This is a genomic window from Pseudomonas mediterranea CFBP 5447, assembly GCF_000774145.1.
Taxonomy (GTDB): domain Bacteria; phylum Pseudomonadota; class Gammaproteobacteria; order Pseudomonadales; family Pseudomonadaceae; genus Aquipseudomonas; species Aquipseudomonas mediterranea.
In genome coordinates this window covers 972,328-991,435 of sequence record NZ_KN322987.1, presented here as the reverse complement: position 1 = coordinate 991,435, position 19,108 = coordinate 972,328, and the positions used below count along the sequence as shown (strand labels likewise).

The window sequence follows — 19,108 nt, the reverse complement described above, 5'->3', positions numbered from 1 at the left end:
CCGTACACGATTTTCCATATGAAGAGCGCCGACGAGTAGGGCTGGCTGATCGCGACCATCAGGACGGCTGCGACCTGATGGAGTTGCACCAAGGCCCGGGTGAAGAGTTGATGCTACGCTGATCGGAGCTGAGCTTCGATCGCTCCCTTATCGATGACCGACCAGACCTCGCGGATCCTGTCGTCCTCGAACGCGTAGAAGACATTCTCGGCGAAGGATATGCGTGCCCCATTCACCGCCAGGCCCAGGAATTCCCCAACCGGCGTGCAATTGAACGCCAGGCGAGCCGCCAACTTCGGTGGGTCGATCACCAGGAATTCAAATGCAAAGCGCAAGTCGGGAATGGCCCGATAATCCGCTTCCAGCATGCTTCGATAGCCGTGCAACCCTAATGGTCTCGCGTTGTGAACCACATCCGGGTGCACGAAATGGCCCAGGTTTGCCCAGTCCTGTGCATTCAGGCAGGCGATGTAGTTGCTATACAGATCGGCAAGGTTAGGGCTCATGGGGCTGATTCTCCTTTTCATGTCTGCTCTTGCCTTTGCGATCCTAGGTCCTATTGTCATGTTTCATCAAGGCAGTGAGCAGAGCAGAAAGTCACCCGCGCAGGCATTGACAGGATGCATCAGTCGCTGAAGAACCATGGCGGAGCGTTCGGCGGACACGGGGCCGCCAACGCGAAGGCGCCAGGCAATGCTGACTTTCAATGGGTTGAACGGCGACTGGCAACTTCCGGCCGAACGGGTCAGTGAAGGTTTTACAGTGTGATACTGGCGGCGGGGTAGAACAGAATATTGAGTGCGAAGAGGATCATCCAGAAACCGATTTCAAATGTTTCGGTAATAGGCTGGATCCTTTTGATTGCGCCGTAGACATGCACGAAGAACATCAGCGTGAAAACCACAAAAAGAATATCGAAGGCATAACCGAAACTGGTGCCGGTGGTGGCCGAACGCAACATCGCTACTTCAACGACAAGGATGAACGCACCGAGGCAACGGCCGAAATAGATAGCCAGATGTTCGTGTTCGGGGACGGTCCAGCGCATAAGCCGGGCCCATCGGAGCGGGGCGAAAAAGATGGGCAAGGCAAAGAAGAGGGTGGTCACCACCATCAGGGTTGTGATGTATTCCTTGCTGTATTGCGCATAGTAACCAAGCATTCAAGAACCCCTTGTCTCATCGGCGCATCTAGGCGCCAGTCATTATTATTGTTGTGAGCGGCGTGAAGTGTTGCGAGGGCTGGCCAGAAGCGTCAATTGTACAAAAGCGCCTGCTACCAAAGGCGCGGAGGGACGCGGTACAGGTAGCGTTGAGGTTGAGCACAACGGTGGGTTAGAAGCGAAATCGCCCCACGGAAGCTTGAGGATCGCTTCCCAAACAAAAATGAGCATTTCGGCACTTTCATCGAGCGTTTCGGCACAGTAGCCACGCTTTGTTCAACCTACACTCGCGCTTCACTCTAAGACTCAGATGGAGCCGCGATGAACATCAGATCAGTCCTGCCTGCACTTGCCATGGCAGTAGCATTCAATGGATATGCCGCCGACTTCTCACTGACCAGCCAGGATATTGCTGACAACCGCCCGCTGACCAAGCGCGAGGTATTCCAAGGCTTCGGTTGCGAAGGTGGCAACACTTCTCCTGAGCTTTCCTGGGCAAACGCCCCTGCCGGTACCCGAAGCTATGCGATCACGGTCTATGATCCCGATGCACCGACCGGTAGCGGTTGGTGGCATTGGACGGTGGTCAACCTGCCGACTTCTACCCATAGCTTGCCAAGAGGCGTGGGAGCGGACCTGCCTGCCGGCGCAGTACAAGGGCGAACCGATTATGGCCGGCCAGGATTTGGCGGGGCTTGCCCACCTGTAGGGGATAAACCCCATCGATATCAATTCACCGTATGGGCGTTGAAAGTCGATAAGCTACCACTCGACAGTGAGGCCAGCGGGGCCTTGGTTGGCTATATGCTCAATGCCAACGCCCTTGCCAAAGCGACCATTACTCCAACTTACGGACGTTAAGAATGATGCGCCCTTGTGACGGCATACAGCACCGGGAAAACATTATCGATGCGTGCGTCATCCGGGCGCGACAGCCGCTGACCTTGCCGAGGGTGCCGGTGTTCGTGACCACCTTGTGTCGAGTGCGGCAAGGGGAGAAGCTGTTGCAATGGGATGATCGGGAGATGCGTGCCGGGCCGCAACATCTGATCCTGATGCCGGCCGGACGCGCGCTGGGTATCTCGAACTTCCCCGGACTTCACGGTCATTACATCGCCGATGCGGTAACGTTTCCTGTCTCGACATTGCGCAACTTCAGCACCCGATATAACCAGCAGATCATGAGCCGTCAGGGTGAACTGAAGACTGATCTATGCGTCCCTCTGGACAGGCACACAACACAGGCGTGGGATCAATTGTTGGCCTCTATCCATGCGAACTCTCCGGAGGCATTACGCGCACTCTATGGGGAAGCGGTTCTTCTGAGTCTGTGCCTCGGTGGCCAGGTCGGACCTCTGCTGTTGGGGCGCAACGACCCCGTTCGTGAACGTGTGCAGCAGATCGTCATGGGCAGCCCGGAGAAAGACTGGACGGTCGCGAGCATTGCACAACGCCTGAACCTGGGTGAGTCGACGTTGCGTCGTCAGCTGGCGAATGAGGGAGACAGTTTCAGGAATATTCTGGAGAGCGTTCGACTGGCGACAGCATTGCAAGGGTTGCAAACAACGTCTCGCCCTATCGGGGAAATTGCCGCGGCCTGCGGTTACGCCTCGGCCTCACGTTTTGCGGTGCGCTTTCGCTCACACTATGGTCTGTCGCCACGTGAATTGCGGGCAGGGATCTAAGCCTGAAACGTTGCGCTACGATCAGGCCTTCCTTTGAAGGGACCCGTCACCATACGACTCAACAAGAAGGACTCAACACAGTTTGATTCAAGTCAAACAATGACGCTCGTCGGGCGTCATGCTCTGAGCCATACGTTGGGGCAGGGCCCGGTCATGACAGTCAAAGGATTCGTTGATGTGGTTCATACCTTCCGCGCCCGGTGGCGGGGAATGGCGGAACGGTTCCCCGGTTTTCGATCTGGCGCAAGCGTCTGGAGGAGGGAGGCAATTACCTTGCTCGCCACTCTGGCGATGCTGGTTATGGGGTATTTCGTCACGCTTCACTTCGCCTCGCGCGCCGTACAGTCATTGATAAACACCTGCACCGCGCAGCTGGAAATTGAATTTGAAATAGCCGAAATAGATTATCCGCAAAGGGCGTCGCCGCGAGCCCTATGTCAGTGCGTGGCCCAGGCGCTCTTGGAAAAAAACGGCCTCGTTTCCCTGGCATTGGTCGGTGGTCTGGGTCTTGATCCGATCAACCTTGAACCCGTGACCGAGGAGGATTCGCAGCAGTGCATAGATGCCTTATGGCTTCCCGATATCGAACTCGGCGGGCTGGCACGTTGAATAGGCGCGGTTGCCCTGACCTGGTGTGTTGATCAACTCGTCCGCTCGGTCATGTCCACGCAGCCTCTCGGTTACACATTCACTGCATCGTCGTTCGGACTCCAGTCCGACTGGAGCTGTGTTCTGATTGGCTGCCTGCCCTGGCATGCCATCTTCAGACTTCGTTAAGACAAGGCCTCGATACTCCCCTGCAAGACGTTTACGGAGAGCATCGGCCATGCCTGATTTCGATTGGAATATCCACTTGCCCCTGGCTTTTGGGGGGGCCGGACAGCCTCTGCGCCAATTGCACCACGGTCTGCCGGCTCATCCTCGGCGTGCTGAGTTCGAAGCGTTTATTCAGCAGCGTTTCCGCCAGGTCCATGGCGCCGATATTCGTCACTTTATGCCGGAGCTGTTCGGACTCGATGATGCCGGCGGCGCGCTCTGTGCCGTGGCCGGGGTACGCCGGGCCGCGCAAGAACCACTGTTTCTCGAACGTTACCTGGATGAGCCCATCGAGCCCTTGATCAGCGCCGCGGCCGGTCGTCCGGTTGACCGTGCCGGTATCGTCGAAGTGGGCAACCTGGCCGCCTGCGATACCGGTAGCGCCCGGCTGAGCATCATCTCCATCACTTACCTGTTGGCCGTCGCCGGCCTGGAGTGGGTGGCGTTCACCGGCAATGCCGGCCTGGTCAACAGCTTCCATCGCCTCGGCCTCAAGCCCGTGACCCTGTGCCCGGCCGATCCACAGCGCCTGGGCGAGGATCGTCATCTCTGGGGGCGCTACTACGACACTCAGCCGTGGGTCCATGTCGGAAACATCCGCGCGGGTTTCGTTCATCTGCGCAACACCGGTTTGTTCAATCGACTGGAGCTGTCCACCGCGCCTGGGGAGAACAGCCATGTCGCCTGAAATGCAACTATTCCAGCAAGCCCTGCGTGGGCATTCCGAGCGCCAGGGGCACGCAATTGCTCTTTGGGGGGATGATACGCAGATGGATTACGCCACGTTGTTTGCCGAAGTCCAGCAGCGCCAGCAACGGCTGCGGGATGAGCAGATCAGCGTCGTTGCACTGGCCTTGGATAACGGCATTGACATGATGCTCTGGGATCTTGCCGCGCTATTCGAGGGACTGGCCTGCGTCATCCTTCCCGGATTTTTCAGCCCGGCCCAACGTCGCCACTGCCTGGAGCAGAGCCAGGCCGAACGGGTGATTGCAGAGCCAGCCTATGCCGCGGAACTTCAAGCCGCCGGTTACCGGCACAGTGGCGAATTCTGGCAGCGAGACTTCGCCGGGCCGAGCCATCTGCCGACGGGCACCGCCAAGCTGACCTTCACCTCCGGCACCACGGGCACGCCCAAGGGCGTCTGTTTGAGCGCCGACAGTCTGCTGCAGGTTGCCCGGGAGCTGGAGCGGGCCAGTCAACCGGTCGAGGCAAGGCATCACCTGGCCTTGTTGCCCCTGGCGATTCTGCTGGAGAACCTTGGCTGCTATGCGGCCTTGTATGCCGGTGCCATGCTCAGCGTGCCCAGCCAGCGAACACTCGGGATCCAGGGCGCCAGCGGGGTCGATCCGACACGCCTGCTGGGCTGCCTGGCCGAGCGGCGGGCGCAGAGCCTGATCCTGGTTCCACAATTGCTGCTGATGCTGGTCGTGGCCGCCGAACAAAAGGCGTTCAATCCCCACGTCGTGCGGTTCGCTGCCGTGGGTGGTGCGCGGGTGTCCCACGATCTGCTCAGACGGGCCGAAGCGGTGGGCCTGCCGGTGTTTGAAGGCTATGGACTGTCGGAGTGCGCGTCGGTGGTGTGCCTCAACCGGCCACAGGCTCATCGCTGTGGCAGTGTCGGCCGGCCGTTGCCCCATGTGCAGCTTCGCCTGGCCGATGACGGCGAAGTCATGATCAAGGGAGCGACCCTGCTTGGGTACCTGGGGGAAGCCCCGCACACAGACTCGTGGTGGCCCAGCGGTGACCTGGGGGAATTCGACGATGACGGTTTCCTCTACTTGCGCGGTCGCAAGAAGCATCAGTTCGTCACCAGCTTTGGCCGCAACGTCAACCCCGAGTGGGTCGAGGCCGAGCTGACCCAGGGCGGCGATATCGCCCTAGCCTTTGTCTATGGCGAAGCCTTGCCGCACAACCATGCCTTGCTCTGGCCCACCCGCGTGGACTGCACCCCACAAATGCTTGAGCTGGCAGTGAGCCGGGCCAACGCCAACTTGCCCGATTACGCGCGGGTCCATCGCTGGACGCGGCTGGACGAGCCTTTCACTGCGGCCAATGGCTTGCTCACTGCCAATGGGCGCCCGCGCCGGGAAGCCATTGTCGAGCACTACCGAACCTTGCTCACCGAATCCGTTCTGCCCGAGGAGTCCCCTTCATGAGTTTTTTCGACACCCTGCAAGAAGCCACGCAGCAAGAGCGCCATACGCTGTTCAACTTGCCGATCATTCGTGATGCGCTCGACGGCCAGGTCAGCTTGGCCGCTTACCGGGCGTTTCTGATCCAGGCCTATTACCATGTGCGTCACACCGTGCCGTTGATGATGGCATGCGGCGCGCGCCTGCCCACGCGCCTGGAATGGTTGCGCAAAGCCGTGTGTGAGTACATCGAGGAGGAATATGGTCACGAACAATGGGTGCTGGATGATATAGCCGCCTGTGGTGGCGACAGGGAAGCGGTACGCAACGGGCAGCCGTCGTTGCCGATCGAGCTGATGGTCAGTTATCTCTACGACCTGATCGCCCGGGGCAATCCAGTGGGATTGTTCGGCATGGTCAATGTGCTCGAAGGCACCAGCATCGCCCTGGCGACCCACGCCGCCGACAGCATCCGCCAACAACTGGAGCTGCCGCCCGCGGCATTCAGCTACCTCAGCTCGCACGGATCGCTGGATATCGAGCACATGCAGACCTACCGCGGCTTGATGAACAGGCTGGATGATCCCGCGGACCAGGCTGCGGTGATTCATGCCTCCCGGGTGGTGTACCGGCTTTACACCGACATGTTCCGGGGCTTGCCCCGTGACGGGGAGCACGAACATGCGCCTGTGTGATGCGCGGGTGGTGTTGACCGGGGCCAGCGGCGGGATCGGCCTGGCGATTGCCTCCGCCCTGTGTGCCAGCGGCGCACGGGTATTGGCCGTGGCCAGGGGGGGGGAAACCTTGCAGCCGCTGATCGAACGCTACCCGCAACATTTGTACTGGGTCGGTGCCGATCTGACTTTCCTGGCTGACCGTCGCAAGGTCCTGGCCTCCGCCGAGGCGTTGGGTGGCATCAACTTGCTGATCAATGCCGCCGGTGTTAATCACTTCGCCATGCTCGAACAGCTCGACGACAGTGAAATCGCTGCCATGCTTGCGCTGAACATCACGGCGCCGATCTCTCTGACCAAACTGCTTCTGCCGTTGCTCAAGCGAGCCGACAGCGCGATGGTGGTCAACGTCGGTTCGACCTACGGATCCATCGGCTACCCCGGCTATGCCAGTTACTGCGCCAGCAAGTTCGCCTTGCGCGGATTTTCCGAGGCCTTGCGCCGTGAACTGGCCGATACCCGTGTCGGCGTGCTCTACGTGGCGCCACGGGCTACCCGCACCGCGATGAACACACCGGCGGCCGACGCCTTGAACCAGGCGCTCAAAGCCAATGTCGATGACCCGCAAACGGTCGCGTTGGCGGTGATCCACGCCATTATCGGTGATCGTCGCGAGCTCTACCTGGGCTGGCCCGAGCGGTTTTTCGTAAGGCTCAACAGCCTGCTGCCCAATCTGGTCGACCGTGGTCTGCGCAAGCAATTGCCGCTGATCCGTCGCCTGAGTCATAAACCCGAAAACGAGCAACCCAAGCCATGAAGAGAATCCTTGTCGGTTTACTGCTGGGCACCTTGGTTCAAGGCGCCTGGGCCCTGGATGCCGCTGATCAGCAACGCCTGCATGACATCCAGCAAAGCTGGGCACATATACAATATGATCTGCCTGAGGGACAACGTGCCGAGGCCTTCGAAAAACTCGCCGTCCAGACGTCGGCTTTCAAGCAGCAGCGCCAATCGTTGGCCGAGGCCTGGATCTGGTCCGGCATCGTCAACAGCAGTTGGGCCGGTGCCAAGGGTGGTATAGGAGCGCTGAGCAAGGTCAAGGACGCCAAGGCTGATCTGGAAAAGGCCCTGACCTTCGATCCCCAAGCCCTGCAAGGCTCGGCCTATACCAGTCTCGGGGCGTTGTATGACCGGGTTCCGGGCTGGCCTCTGGGGTTCGGGGACCCGGACAAGGCCGAGCCGTTGCTCAAGCAGGCGTTGCAACTCAATCCCAATGGTATCGATAGCCTGTACTTCTGGGGCGATCACCTCTACCGTCAAAAGCGCTATGGTGAAGCCAGGGCAGCCTTGCAAAAAGCCTTGTCGGCAGCCCCCCGTCCAGGACGGGAAAGCGCCGATGCCGGGCGCCGCAAGGAAATCGAAGCGTTGCTTGCAGATGTGAACAGGAAACTCGACTGACAGGAGTGCGCGTGCGTTTACTATTGATCGAGGACGACGTGGCGCTGGGTGAAGGCATCCGTCAGGCACTGATTCGTGAGGGCTATACCGTCGACTGGCTGCAGGACGGTAGCAGTGCCCTGCATTCGTTGCTCAGTGAAACCTTTGACCTGGCGGTACTTGATCTGGGCCTGCCCCGTATGGATGGTCTGCAAGTGCTGCGTCGCTTGCGCGAGAGTGGTAGCAATTTGCCGGTGCTGATTCTCACTGCCCGCGATGCCACCGAAGACCGTATCGCCGGGCTGGATGCCGGGGCCGACGATTATCTGGTCAAGCCCTTCGATCTGGCAGAGCTCAAGGCCCGGCTACGAGCCCTGCTGCGGCGCAGCGCGGGCCGTGCCCAGGCACTGATCGAGCACGCTGGCATCAGCCTGAACCCCGGTACGCAGCAGGTCAGTTACCAGGGCAAGCCGGTGGCATTGACGCCCAAGGAGTATCAGCTGCTCCACGAATTGCTTTCACCGCCGGGGCGAGTCATGACCCGCGACCATCTGATGCAACTGCTGTACGGCTGGAATGAGGAAGCCGAGAGCAACACGCTCGAAGTCCACATCCATCATCTGCGCAAGAAGTTCTCCACCGACTTGATCCGAACCGTTCGCGGTGTCGGCTATCTGGTGGAGGAGCACCGATGAGTTCGATACGCCGGCGTACCCTGACGTTGATTCTGGGCCTGCTGTTCCTTGGCCTGTTGATCATCACGGTCTTCAATCTGCACGACAGCAACCACGAAATCGCCGAGGTCTATGACGCGCAACTGGCCCAGAATGCCCGTTTGTTGCAGGGCGTCATGCGTATGCCCATGGCGAGCAAGGAGCATGCCGAGCTGTACCAGGCGTTCAACTTGGCGTTGGGGCAGGCGGTGCCCAAAGTGGATGGTCATCCCTATGAAAGCAAGATCGCCTTCCAGGTCTGGAACGCAAAAGGTTCCGTGCTGGTCCACACTTCCAGCGCACCGTCCTTCACCTCGCCACCCACCGCTGCCGGTTTCAGTGAGGTGATGGACCAGAAGAACCATACCTGGCGGGCGTTCGTGCTGGACGACCCGCAGTACGGCCTCAAGATCTGGGTGGGGGAGCGCGACGACGTGCGCGCCGATCTGGTGGATCGCATCGTTCGTCATACCGTGGTGCCCAATCTGATCGGCAGCGTGCTTCTCGCCGCGGTGATCTGGCTGGCCATCGGCTGGGGGCTCAAGCCCCTGGTGGACATGGCGGCGACATTGCGGGCCAGGCATCCGGGCTCACTCGAACCCCTGCAGATGATGCCGTTGCCGACGGAACTTGAGCCCATGCAGGCGGCGCTCAACCGTGTATTGGCGCAGATCCAGGAAGTCATGGGCCGTGAACGGCGTTTTATCGCCGATGCGGCCCATGAGATGCGCACGCCCCTGGCGGTACTCCGGGTGCACGCACAGAACCTGTTGGAGGCGGGGGATGAACAAAGTCGTCGCGAGTCCGTGGAGCATTTGCTCGCCGGGGTCGATCGCACCACGCGCCTGGTCAACCAGTTGCTGACCATGGCGCGGCTTGAACCGCGGGTGATTGCCGAGGCGCCTGCCCCGATCGATCTGGCTGCCACAGTGCGTGCAACTCTGGTGCCGATGACGCCTTGGTTATTGAGCAAGGGACTCGAGCCAGTGCTGGAGGTCAGCGACGACATCGGCCTGGTTCGAATCGATCCGGTGGCCATCGATATCGCCTTGAACAATCTGGTGACCAACGCTGCCAGGTTTTCGCCGGCCAATGGCGTCATTACGGTACGGCTCGCCAGGAAGGATGATTGTTATGAACTGTCGGTTGAAGACCAGGGGACGGGTATCGACGAGGCTGAGCGTGAGCGGCTCTTCGAGCGGTTCTACAGCCGTGGCAATGATCAGGGCGCGGGGTTGGGCCTGACCATCGTACGCGCCATAGCCGAGCGCCTGGGCGGCCAGATCCGTTTGGAAAACCTCCCTGAAGGAGGGTTGCGCGCCACCTTGCAAATGCGCGACGTCCAGACACTCCAGGCCTCTGCCCAGTTGCTTTCAGACCAAAGATGAACGGCTGTGAAACCCGGCGATTTCGCTGGCCGTGCAGGGGACGCCAATCAACTTGGCAGAAGTCAGGCCCGAAGCGGTTGCTCTCATCGGCGATGGTCATCTGCCTCAATCCAACTGCTGCGGCGCAATCACCCACAAGCTGCACGGCATCTTGTACAGCAGACTTTCCACAGTACTTCCGATCAGCTTGTCCAGACCGCCATAGCCCACGCGACCCATGACGATGACATCGATGTCGTGGGCCCCGGCGTAGCTGGCCAACACCTTGGCCGGATCACCCATGATCATGCGGCGTTGTTCCGGGGCGATGCCGTTGCGTTCGGCCAAGGCGTCGAATGTCGCACCCTGGGATTCATAGAGCTGTCGGGCCAGCGTCGAGGAAAAGAATGGCGAGCCATTGCCAAAACCGTATTCGGCGGCGGTGATGGAGGACAGGTCATAGGCGTAGATGACTTCCAGTTCCGCATCGCAGCTGGCAGCCAGTTTGTTGGCTTCGCTCAGGATCCGGTCGTTGAGCCCCTGGTAGCGGCCATCGTGGTGGAACGGATCGACGGCAGCCAGGATTTTACGCGGACGTGCATGAACCACTTTGTTGACGAAATGCAATGGCACCTTGCATTCATGCAACAGGTGCACGTCCAAAGGCGTGAACATCATGCGCGAGATCCAGGACTCAGGGTCCACCGTCTTGATCAGTGCCTCCATCGGCGCCTCTTTGAGGTGGACCAGGATTTCCTGCAAGGGGCGCTCCACCCACTGTACTTCTGTCGTGACCTCGATGCCGAGCTTGCGCAGGGGCCTGGCTTTCTCTTCCAGCCACTGGCGGTGGCGTTCGATATAGCCCAGGCGCATCTGCTCCAGTGCCTGTTCGTTGACCAGGCCGGCCGTGGCCAGGCCTTCCAGGTAATCAAAAGCGACAATGTGCAAGGCGGCGCCCTCGGCCTTGGCCAGGGCGGCTGCCCGGTCGAACGCCGGGTTGTGTTCCATCAGTGGCGAAACGACCAGCATCAAGCGTGGTTGAGTAGACATGGCAAACCTCCTGGGCAAGGACCTGTTGGCGCCGGGCGACTTTCGCGCGGGCTGTTTCCGCTATTGATCATGAGCGCGGTGAGCCTGGGTAACTTGATTTGCATCAAACACGCTTGAAAGCGTCACATCGGTCCCGACCGGGCAACAGCGCAATGATTGATCATGATCAACCCGGCCAGCGTAATCGGGCGCAGGCTGGTGCCTGATCTTGAAATCCAGGCTCACCCGCCATAGGAGGTTGATCATGATTATTCGGCTCGAAGAGCGGCAGGCAGAAAAGCGCTGGGTAGTCCATCTGGATGCCTGGTGCATAGGCTTCCGGAGCGTCGATGAAGCGCTGGCGTTTACCAGGACGTTGCAGGCTCGAATCGATGCGCCTCATGCCTGGCCGCAAGACGTGATCGCAGATCGCGCGAGCGGTGTCCCGTCGAACGTCCGCTCAAATCTTGCTGTAGAACCGTGGTCGTGATCGAGGACCTGGACTTTATCAACGCCGGCGCGGCGCTGGGCATCGGCCTGCTCGTGGGGCTTGATAGGGAGCGGCGCAAGGGGGAGGACGGCAGACAAGATTTTGCCGGCCTGCGCACCTTTGCCGTTACGTCGATGTTGGGGTATGTCACGGCCTGGATCGGCGGACCTTTATTGCTAGGGTTCGTTGCGCTGGCGCTGGGGGCATTGGTCACCATGGCCTATTGGAGAAGTCTCGCCAAGGATCCCGGCATCACCAGCGAAGTCGCATTGTTCGCGGTGTTGGTGTTGGGCGCGCTCTGCGTCAGCGCACCGGCCTTGGCTACTGCGATAGGCGCGGTGTTGGCGGGGCTGCTGGCCAGCCGTCAGGTGCTGCACCATTTTGCTCGCAGTCAGTTGACCGCCGTCGAGTTGCGCGATGGCCTGACGCTGTTGATTGCCGCGTTGGTCATACTCCCCCTCGCCCCGGACCGTTACCTGGGGCCCTATAACGTCATCAACCTTCGCACCATCTGCTTCCTGGTCGTCATGCTGATGGCGGTGGCGGCACTGGGGCACGTCGCGGTTCGCACCCTTGGCACTCGCTATGGCTACGCCCTGGGCGCCATTGCATCGGGGTTTGCCTCCGCTACGATGACGGTCGCGACCATGGGGCACATCGCCGCGAAGGAGCCTCTCAATGTGAAGGTACTGAGCGCGGCCGCAGTGCTGGCCAACCTGGCGACTCTGGCACAGGTGGCGCTGATTCTCGGTGCGGTGGAACCGGCGTTGCTGCGTTGGCTGGGGTGGCCGCTGCTGTGCGGGGCGGTGACCGTACTGTTCTACGCCAGCGTATTGATGTTTACCCGACCCAGAGTGCGAGCTGAGGAGGGGATCAAGCACGGCGGAGCGTTCAGCCTGAAGCTGGCGTTGACGGTGGTCGTGGCAATGACCGTCATCACTGTTGTGTCGTCAGCGATGCTTGATGAATTCGGGCAGGCCGGGGTGGCCGTCACGGCTATTTTCAGCGGCCTGGTTGACGCTCATGCCTCGATGGCCTCCATCGCGTCCTTGGTCAAGGCCGGTTTGCTGCCCTTCGAGGCGAGCGCCGTACCGGTATTGTTGGCGATAAGCAGCAACTCCCTGAGCAAGTGCGTGGTGGCCTGGCTCAGTGGCGGGCGAAAGTTCGCCGTGCAGGTGATTACTGGCCAGGCGTTGGTAACGCTGGCGGTGTGGGCGGGATTGCTGCTACCGAATTTTTGATCCTCAATGATGGCCAGTTGAGGAAGATCAAGTCTGGCTTGCGGCACAGGTTCATTCTGAAGCCTCGATCCTTCAACGGGCTGTTGCCCTATGTCGAGGTGTTCCATGTCCCAGACTCAACGTTTATTGCTGTTGGCGCCTGACGCCATGACCCGTACGCCTGCGTTCGACCGTGCCACCGAGCTGGCGCTGGCGATGGACCTGCCGCTGCATATCGTCGCCATCGATTATCTGGAGGTGCTGTCGGTGGCCGGTTTGTTCGCGCCCGACCAAGTCAAGAGCGCACGCGACGGCTATTTGGAAACACATCGGCATTGGCTGTGGCAACAGGCCGAGCTGGCACGGCGGCATGGGGTCGAGGTGACCTGTGAGGTGGTCTGGAGCAAGGATGCCTATCAAGGTTTGCAGCATTACATCAAGGAATTGCCGCTGGCGTTGATCATCAAGGATGCACAGCCGGAGCCGGCGCTGAAACGGATCTTCTTCACGCCGTTGGACTGGCGCTTGCTGCGCGACTGTCCTGTACCGGTGCATCTGGTCACCGATTCGCGTAACCCCCGGCCTCGGCGAGTCCTGGCGATCGTCGACGTGCTGCGTAGCGAGGAACAGGACCTGGTGTTCAACGACCAGATCGTCAACGCCGCCATCAAGTTGGCCGAGCAATGCAACGCCGACGTCGAGTTGCTGCACGCCTTTGACTGGACCGCCATCTATGCCACGGACATGGGCATCGGCGCGCTCCCCCTGGCGACAGGAATCTATGAGGCATTGGGCGAGGCGCAGCACGAGGTGTTCGAATCGCTGGCGGAGCGGCACGGGGTCGCGCCGCACAAGCGTCATTTCGTCGAAGGGGCACCGCTGCCGGGTATTTGTAAGTTCGCTCACGACCATCAGGTCGACGTGATCGTGATGGGCACCACGGCACACCATGGCCTGGACAGGCGTCTGGGCACTACCGCCGAGCTCTTGCTGCAACGAGCTCCTTGCAGCGTATGGGCGATCAAGCCGCAGGCTTGACCGGAGCCACCTGCGCGGGCCCCGTTCTACAGGTTACCCGCGCAGCCTCGTGGCTAAAGGTAGAGGCGATGAATGACTTGTCGGGTGTCCTCGGGGTCGGTGCGGGTCTCGAACCCCAAGCTGTGGGCCAGGTCGCGCATGGCGACATTGCTGGCGGAGTCGACGGAGTACATCTGGCGGTAGCCGTTTTTACGCGCCGTTTCTATCAGGTGTTCCATCAACAGCGTTCCCAGCCCCAGCTGTTGCCATGGGTCGGCGACGGTCACGGCGCACTCGCATTCGTGATCAGAGGTCGCGCAGTAACGACTGACGCCGATTTCGATCAACTTGCCATCGTCATGGACCAGGGCAATGTAGGCCAGGCGGGTCTTGTAGTCGATGTCCATCAACTGATCGAGCATCGCCGTCCCGGGTTCGTTGATTTGCGATAGAAAGCGCATGTGCCGCGATTCCGGAGACAGGCGCTTGATGAAGTCATATTCGCGTTGGCGATCTTCTTCCCGCAACGGCCTGATCAGCACATGCCGGCCGTCTTTGAGCGCCTGAATCCAGTGCTTGCCGCTGATGCTGGCATACAGTGCGGCGGCGCGTTCGTTATGGGCTTTGACTGTGAGCATGGTCGATCCTCCGTCGGATAAGCGTGCAGTGCGAAAAAAGTCTCGCATTCGGTGCAGTTCTACGCCGGTGGCGGCAGTCGATTCTGATCTGGATCAGCCTTGGCGTACCCAACCGTCGATTGCACTGAGGTTGATTCAGATCAAACCGCATGTGGCATCGGTGGGCGCACGCTGCAGATCATGTCGGACAGTGGCCGGTGCGAGGTGCCGGCTCCCGTTGAACAACCGGGTGGAGGTGTGCGATGGAGCTATACCAGCGTCTGCTGTTGATCGTCGAACCCGACTTGCACCCCTCTGCCGCGATGCGCAGGGCTTGTGCCCTGGCACGGGCCAGCGGTGCCGAGCTGCATTTATATGTATTCGTCCAGCCACCGGCACATACCCATCTATGGGGTGAGAAAACAGACGAAGCGAACGTGCAGCGGCATTTGCATCGCTATCGCCGCTGGATGGCAGAGGAGGCTGCGCTGCTCAAGGAGGAGGGGTTGAATGTGTCGACGCGCGTAGTCTGGACCACTCATCCTCTGCTGGACATTCTTCGTTGCGTCGAACAGTTGCAACCCGATCTGCTGATCAAGGATGTCACCCTCGAACCCTTGCTCAAACGGGTCTTTACCACGCCCCTCGATTGTCATCTGTTACGCGATTGCCCGGTGCCGGTGCATCTGGTCAACCAGGCCGTTCACGGCACGCCGCGCCAAGTGCTGGCAGCAGTGGATCCCTCCGATCCCCAGGCCGATGCCTTGAATGAGCTGATTGCCCAGACCGCCGGGGCGTTGGCCCGGCAATGCGACGCTCCGTTACACCTGTTGTATGCCTGCGACCTGTCGGCGGCGTTCAACGGAGAGGCGTCGCTACTGGCAGGGGCCTGGGACGACGATTATGTCGAGGCCCTGCGTGAGTCGTTGCAGACGGCGTTCGTCAACCTGGCCGAGCGCTGCGGTGTGTCGGCGCAGCGAAGGCATTTCGTCGTTGGCCTGCCGATACCGGTCCTTCATGAACTCGTCGATGAGCTAGAGGTTGATGTGGTGGTGATGGGGACCGCACACCGGGTCGGCCTGGAGCGCTTGATCGGCAGCACGACTGAGCGGGCCTTGTATTCCATACCGGGCAGCCTGTTGGCGGTCAGGGGATGAGCACGATGGCGCCATTGACCTGTCCGCTGCGTAAGACTTCCAAGGCTTGATTGGCTTCGATCAAGGGCAAGCAGGTCACGCTGCAATGCACGGGGGTGTGTTGGAGCTGCTGGAAAAATGCCACGCCATCGGCACGAGTCAGGTTGGCCACTGAACGCACGCTGCGCTCCTCCCATAGCAAGCGATAAGGAAAACTCGGAATGTCGCTCATGTGGATGCCGGCGCACACCACGCAGCCACCTTTGGCGGTGGCCTTCAAGGCCAGCGGTACCAGCTCGCCCACGGGTGCGAAGATCAGGCTGGCGTCGAGCAAGTGTGGCGGAAATCGATCCGATGGGCCCGCCCAGGTTGCGCCGAGTGATCGGGCGTAAGCCTGGCCAGCGTCATCGTCGGGCCGGGTAAAGGCGTAGACCAGCTGGCCTCGGCCCACGGCGACCTGAATTGCCAGGTGAGCAGCGGCGCCGAAGCCATAGAGTCCCAGATGAGGGGCGTCTTGGGCCACTTGCAAGGCTCGGAAACCGATCAGCCCCGCACACAACAAGGGCGCCGCTTCGGCGGCATCCAGGTCGTCAGGGAGAGGGAAACAGAAACGCGCGTCGGCGACGGTGTAGTCGGCGTAACCGCCGTCCAGCTGGCAGCCGGTGAACAACGCCTGGTCGCAGAGGTTCTCCCTTCCCGAGCGGCAGAACTCACAGATCCCGCAGGTCCAGCCCAGCCAGGGGACACCCACTCGTCGACCGATCCAGTCGGTGGCTGTGTCCGTGCCGACAGCGGTGACTTGCCCGACGATTTCATGGCCAGGTACCCGAGGCAGCCGGGCCTGGGGCAACTCACCGTCAAACAGATGCAGGTCGGTGCGGCATACGCCGCAGGCCAGGACTTTGATCAACAGTTGCCCGCGTGCCGGTACCGGCAAGGCGCGTTCTTCCAACTTCAAGGGTTGGCCAGACGAGTGCAGGACCATGGCACGCATGAGGATTCTCCTGTCTGAGCAGACGGTTCCACGCCGATGAGCCCGAACCTTCTAACACCCTAGCCTCCCTGGTTCTGATGTAAATCAAGTCGGGATCATTCCTGCGTTCCAGAATCCACCCATGGCACGCCGTTCGACGGCGGCTCCGACGACCGGCAGGAAGCGCTGCCAACCCAGCTTGTCTGGAGGACGCGATGAGTGATTTTCTCAGTCCCGATCAACTGGAAGGTATCGATGCCTATTGGCGTGCTTCCAATTACCTGGCGGTGGGACAGATTTACCTCAAGGACAACCCCTTGCTGCGCAGGCCTTTGCAAGTTGACCAGGTCAAGCCGCGCCTGCTCGGCCACTGGGGCACAACGCCCGGGTTGAACCTGATTTATGTGCATCTCAACCATCTGATCAAGACCCACGACCTGGACATGATCCTTGTCACGGGGCCTGGTCATGGCGGTCCGGCCATTGTCGCCCAAAGCTACCTGGAGGGGAGCCTCACCCAATATCACCCCGCGATTGAACAAAACGAGAACGGCATGCTGCGCCTGTTCCGGCAGTTTTCCTGGCCGTACGGGTTGTCCAGCCATGTTTCTGCGCAGATTCCAGGTTCCATCCACGAGGGGGGAGAATTGGGCTATTCCCTGGCCCATGCCTATGGAGCGGCGTTCGATAATCCAGGGTTGATCGTGACGTGTGTCATTGGCGACGGAGAGGCAGAGACCGGTACGCTGGCGGCGAGCTGGCACTCCAACAAGTTTCTCAACCCCGTGCGTGATGGCGCCGTCCTGCCGATTCTTCATCTCAACGGTTTCAAGATCGCCAATCCCACGCTGCTTTCGCGCATCAGCGAGGACGAACTGTCGGCCCTGATGTATGGCTACGGCTACGACCCGTTTTTTGTCGAAGGCGACCACCCGCTCGTCGTTCATCAGCAGTTGGCCAAGACCTTGGACGAGATGCTGCTCAAGATTCGTGACATCCAGCGCAAGGCCCGTACGGACTCATCGGGACGTACTGTGGAGCGCCAGCTCTGGCCACTGCTGATCTTGCGCACGCCCAAGGGCTGGACCGGCCCCAAATTCGTCGATGGTCAGCAGGTTGAAGGTAGCTGGCGCGCCCACCAGGTCCCGCTGAGCCACCTCGAACAGCCTCGGCATTTGATGCAACTGCAACAGTGGCTCGAAAGCTACCGACCCCAGGAGTTGTTTGACGCCAACGGCGCGTTGCGGCCTGACATCGCCGCGTTGGCGCCGACAGGCCATCGGCGTCTGGGCGCCAACCCCCATGCCAACGGTGGTTTGCTTCTCAAACCCTTGGAAATGCCCAGGTTCAACGAATATGCCGTGCTGTTTTCCGCACCGGGTGCCATCGAGGCCGAGGGCACCCGTGTATTGGGCGGATACCTGCGCGATGTGATGAAGCACAACCTCAAGGCTGCCGATTTCCGTCTGTTCGGGCCCGACGAAACTGCCTCCAATCGGCTCGATGCGGTATACGAGGTCACTGGCAAGACCTGGTTGGCCGCGCTGGAAGCAGGGGATACCAACCTGGACAGTGCGGGACGTGTCATGGAAATCCTCAGTGAGCAGGTGTGTGAGGGCTGGCTGGAGGGGTATCTGTTGACCGGACGCCATGGGTTGTTTTCCTGCTATGAGGCCTTCATCCATATCGTCGATTCGATGTTCAATCAGTACGCCAAGTGGCTCAAGACCGCAGCCCAGGTACCGTGGCGCGCACCGATTGCATCGCTCAACTACCTGCTCACCTCTCATGTCTGGCGACAGGATCACAATGGCTTTTCCCATCAGGATCCAGGCTTCATCGATCTGGTGGCGAACAAAAGTGCCGACGTGGTGCGCATTTACTTGCCTCCCGATGCAAATTGCCTGTTGACTGTGACCGATCATTGCCTCAAGAGTCGCAACCACATCAACGTGATCGTGGCCGGCAAGCATCCGCAATGGCAATGGCTGGATATCGACTCGGCAATTCGCCACTGCATGACAGGCATTGGCCGTTGGGCTTTTGCCTGCAAGGACGACGAAGATCCGGATGTGGTAATGGCCTGTGCCGGTGATGTCCCGACTCTGGAAACCCTGGCCGCCATTACGTTGCTGCGCCATTACGTGCCGGACCTGCGGGTACGGGTCATCAATGTGGTGGACCTGATGGTGTTGCAACCACCGCAACAACATGGCCATGGACTGTCGGATGCAGAGTTCGACGAGCTGTTCACCGTGGACAAGCCGGTGATCTTCGCCTTCCATGGCTATCCGTCGCTGATCCATCGGCTGGTCTATAAACGTCATAACCACGACAACTTCCATGTCCACGGCTTCATGGAGCAAGGCGCAACCACCACGCCATTCGATATGGTGGTGATCAACCAGCTCGATCGTTATCGATTGGCCCTTGACGTGATCCAGCGAGTGCCACGGCTGAGTCCGCTGGTCGACAGCGCCCGTGATCGATATTGGGAAACCATGGAAAGGCATCAGCTCTACGTCATCGAGCATGGGCAGGACCTGCCCGAGGTACTGGAGTGGCGCTGGACGCCCACACTGCCATGACGGCCGCTATTTATCATGGCATCAAGCGCTGCATCGTGGCGTTGGAGCC

General features: G+C 60.3%; 20 protein-coding genes. 15 read left to right on the top strand and 5 right to left on the bottom strand.

The features are described from left to right. Nucleotides 1–113: 113 nt before the first annotated feature. Both N005_RS24190 and N005_RS24185 read right to left on the bottom strand, forming a co-directional pair. On the bottom strand, nucleotides 114–506 hold the full coding sequence (locus N005_RS24190) for an ester cyclase (RefSeq protein WP_047703501.1): 393 nt from the start codon (nucleotides 504–506) through the stop codon (nucleotides 114–116). Nucleotides 507–757: 251 nt separating this feature from the next. Further along, on the bottom strand, nucleotides 758–1,162 hold the full coding sequence (locus N005_RS24185) for a hypothetical protein (RefSeq protein WP_047703500.1): 405 nt from the start codon (nucleotides 1,160–1,162) through the stop codon (nucleotides 758–760). Nucleotides 1,163–1,483: 321 nt separating this feature from the next. On the opposite strand from N005_RS24185, the gene N005_RS28440 reads away from it, so the two are divergent. The 10 genes from N005_RS28440 to N005_RS24140 all read left to right on the top strand — a co-directional run bounded on the left by N005_RS28440 (nucleotide 1,484) and on the right by N005_RS24140 (nucleotide 10,010). Further along, a complete protein-coding gene (locus N005_RS28440; protein ID WP_081993339.1) occupies nucleotides 1,484–2,023 on the top strand; it encodes a kinase inhibitor in 540 nt (179 codons plus the stop codon). Between the two features lie 5 nt (nucleotides 2,024–2,028). Then, nucleotides 2,029–2,847, top strand: coding sequence for a helix-turn-helix transcriptional regulator (locus tag N005_RS24180; protein WP_047704134.1), 819 nt, complete (start codon nucleotides 2,029–2,031; stop codon nucleotides 2,845–2,847). Between the two features lie 273 nt (nucleotides 2,848–3,120). Beyond that, entirely contained in the window at nucleotides 3,121–3,456 is a 336-nt protein-coding gene (locus tag N005_RS24175; protein WP_237149655.1) for a hypothetical protein, read from the top strand. A 217-nt stretch (nucleotides 3,457–3,673) separates the two neighbouring features. Beyond that, nucleotides 3,674–4,351: a thermostable hemolysin gene (locus N005_RS24170; protein ID WP_047703499.1), complete on the top strand. Its 678-nt coding sequence runs from the start codon at nucleotides 3,674–3,676 to the stop codon at nucleotides 4,349–4,351. Next, entirely contained in the window at nucleotides 4,341–5,822 is a 1,482-nt protein-coding gene (locus tag N005_RS24165) for an AMP-binding protein (protein ID WP_047703498.1), read from the top strand. The genes N005_RS24170 and N005_RS24165 overlap by 11 nt, the downstream gene beginning before the upstream one ends. Further along, on the top strand, nucleotides 5,819–6,493 hold the full coding sequence (locus tag N005_RS24160; protein WP_047703497.1) for an iron-containing redox enzyme family protein: 675 nt from the start codon (nucleotides 5,819–5,821) through the stop codon (nucleotides 6,491–6,493). The genes N005_RS24165 and N005_RS24160 overlap by 4 nt, the downstream gene beginning before the upstream one ends. Continuing rightward, nucleotides 6,480–7,289, top strand: coding sequence for an SDR family oxidoreductase (locus N005_RS24155; RefSeq protein WP_047703496.1), 810 nt, complete (start codon nucleotides 6,480–6,482; stop codon nucleotides 7,287–7,289). The genes N005_RS24160 and N005_RS24155 overlap by 14 nt, the downstream gene beginning before the upstream one ends. Beyond that, complete coding sequence (locus N005_RS24150) at nucleotides 7,286–7,930, top strand: tetratricopeptide repeat protein (protein WP_047703495.1); 645 nt, start codon at nucleotides 7,286–7,288, stop codon at nucleotides 7,928–7,930. Before N005_RS24155 ends, N005_RS24150 begins: the two co-directional genes overlap by 4 nt. An 11-nt stretch (nucleotides 7,931–7,941) precedes the next feature. Further along, nucleotides 7,942–8,604, top strand: a complete 663-nt coding sequence (locus tag N005_RS24145; protein WP_047703494.1) for a response regulator — start codon at nucleotides 7,942–7,944, stop codon at nucleotides 8,602–8,604. Then, nucleotides 8,601–10,010, top strand: a complete 1,410-nt coding sequence (locus N005_RS24140) for a sensor histidine kinase (RefSeq protein ID WP_047703493.1) — start codon at nucleotides 8,601–8,603, stop codon at nucleotides 10,008–10,010. The genes N005_RS24145 and N005_RS24140 overlap by 4 nt, the downstream gene beginning before the upstream one ends. 105 nt (nucleotides 10,011–10,115) lie before the next feature. Here N005_RS24140 and N005_RS24135 read toward each other — a convergent pair whose 3' ends face one another. Then, the gene (locus N005_RS24135; RefSeq protein WP_047703492.1) at nucleotides 10,116–11,039 is read right to left on the bottom strand and encodes a universal stress protein; all 924 of its coding nucleotides are present in this window, start codon (nucleotides 11,037–11,039) and stop codon (nucleotides 10,116–10,118) included. Nucleotides 11,040–11,283: 244 nt separating this feature from the next. Between N005_RS24135 and N005_RS24130 the strand changes: the two genes are divergently transcribed. From N005_RS24130 to N005_RS24120, 3 genes are all read left to right on the top strand, one after another. Beyond that, nucleotides 11,284–11,508, top strand: coding sequence for a hypothetical protein (locus N005_RS24130; protein WP_047703491.1), 225 nt, complete (start codon nucleotides 11,284–11,286; stop codon nucleotides 11,506–11,508). Further along, nucleotides 11,505–12,749 carry an MgtC/SapB family protein gene (locus N005_RS24125; RefSeq protein ID WP_047703490.1) on the top strand — a complete coding sequence of 415 codons (1,245 nt, stop codon included), beginning with the start codon at nucleotides 11,505–11,507 and terminating at the stop codon, nucleotides 12,747–12,749. Before N005_RS24130 ends, N005_RS24125 begins: the two co-directional genes overlap by 4 nt. A 105-nt stretch (nucleotides 12,750–12,854) precedes the next feature. Then, nucleotides 12,855–13,766, top strand: coding sequence for a universal stress protein (locus N005_RS24120; protein WP_047703489.1), 912 nt, complete (start codon nucleotides 12,855–12,857; stop codon nucleotides 13,764–13,766). A gap of 53 nt (nucleotides 13,767–13,819) precedes the next feature. Here the strand turns inward: N005_RS24120 and N005_RS24115 are convergent, their stop codons facing one another. Beyond that, the gene (locus N005_RS24115; RefSeq protein ID WP_047703488.1) at nucleotides 13,820–14,383 is read right to left on the bottom strand and encodes a GNAT family N-acetyltransferase; all 564 of its coding nucleotides are present in this window, start codon (nucleotides 14,381–14,383) and stop codon (nucleotides 13,820–13,822) included. 242 nt (nucleotides 14,384–14,625) lie between these two features. Between N005_RS24115 and N005_RS24110 the strand changes: the two genes are divergently transcribed. Further along, a complete protein-coding gene (locus N005_RS24110) occupies nucleotides 14,626–15,519 on the top strand; it encodes a universal stress protein (RefSeq protein ID WP_047703487.1) in 894 nt (297 codons plus the stop codon). Here the strand turns inward: N005_RS24110 and N005_RS24105 are convergent. Further along, nucleotides 15,509–16,492 (bottom strand): zinc-dependent alcohol dehydrogenase family protein, encoded by a 984-nt coding sequence (locus tag N005_RS24105; protein WP_047703486.1) that lies wholly within the window; start codon nucleotides 16,490–16,492, stop codon nucleotides 15,509–15,511. The two genes, N005_RS24110 and N005_RS24105, sit on opposite strands and share 11 nt — an antisense overlap. Nucleotides 16,493–16,686: 194 nt before the next feature. Between N005_RS24105 and N005_RS24100 the strand changes: the two genes are divergently transcribed. Beyond that, nucleotides 16,687–19,059 carry a phosphoketolase family protein gene (locus tag N005_RS24100; RefSeq protein WP_047703485.1) on the top strand — a complete coding sequence of 791 codons (2,373 nt, stop codon included), beginning with the start codon at nucleotides 16,687–16,689 and terminating at the stop codon, nucleotides 19,057–19,059. Nucleotides 19,060–19,108 lie beyond the last annotated feature (49 nt).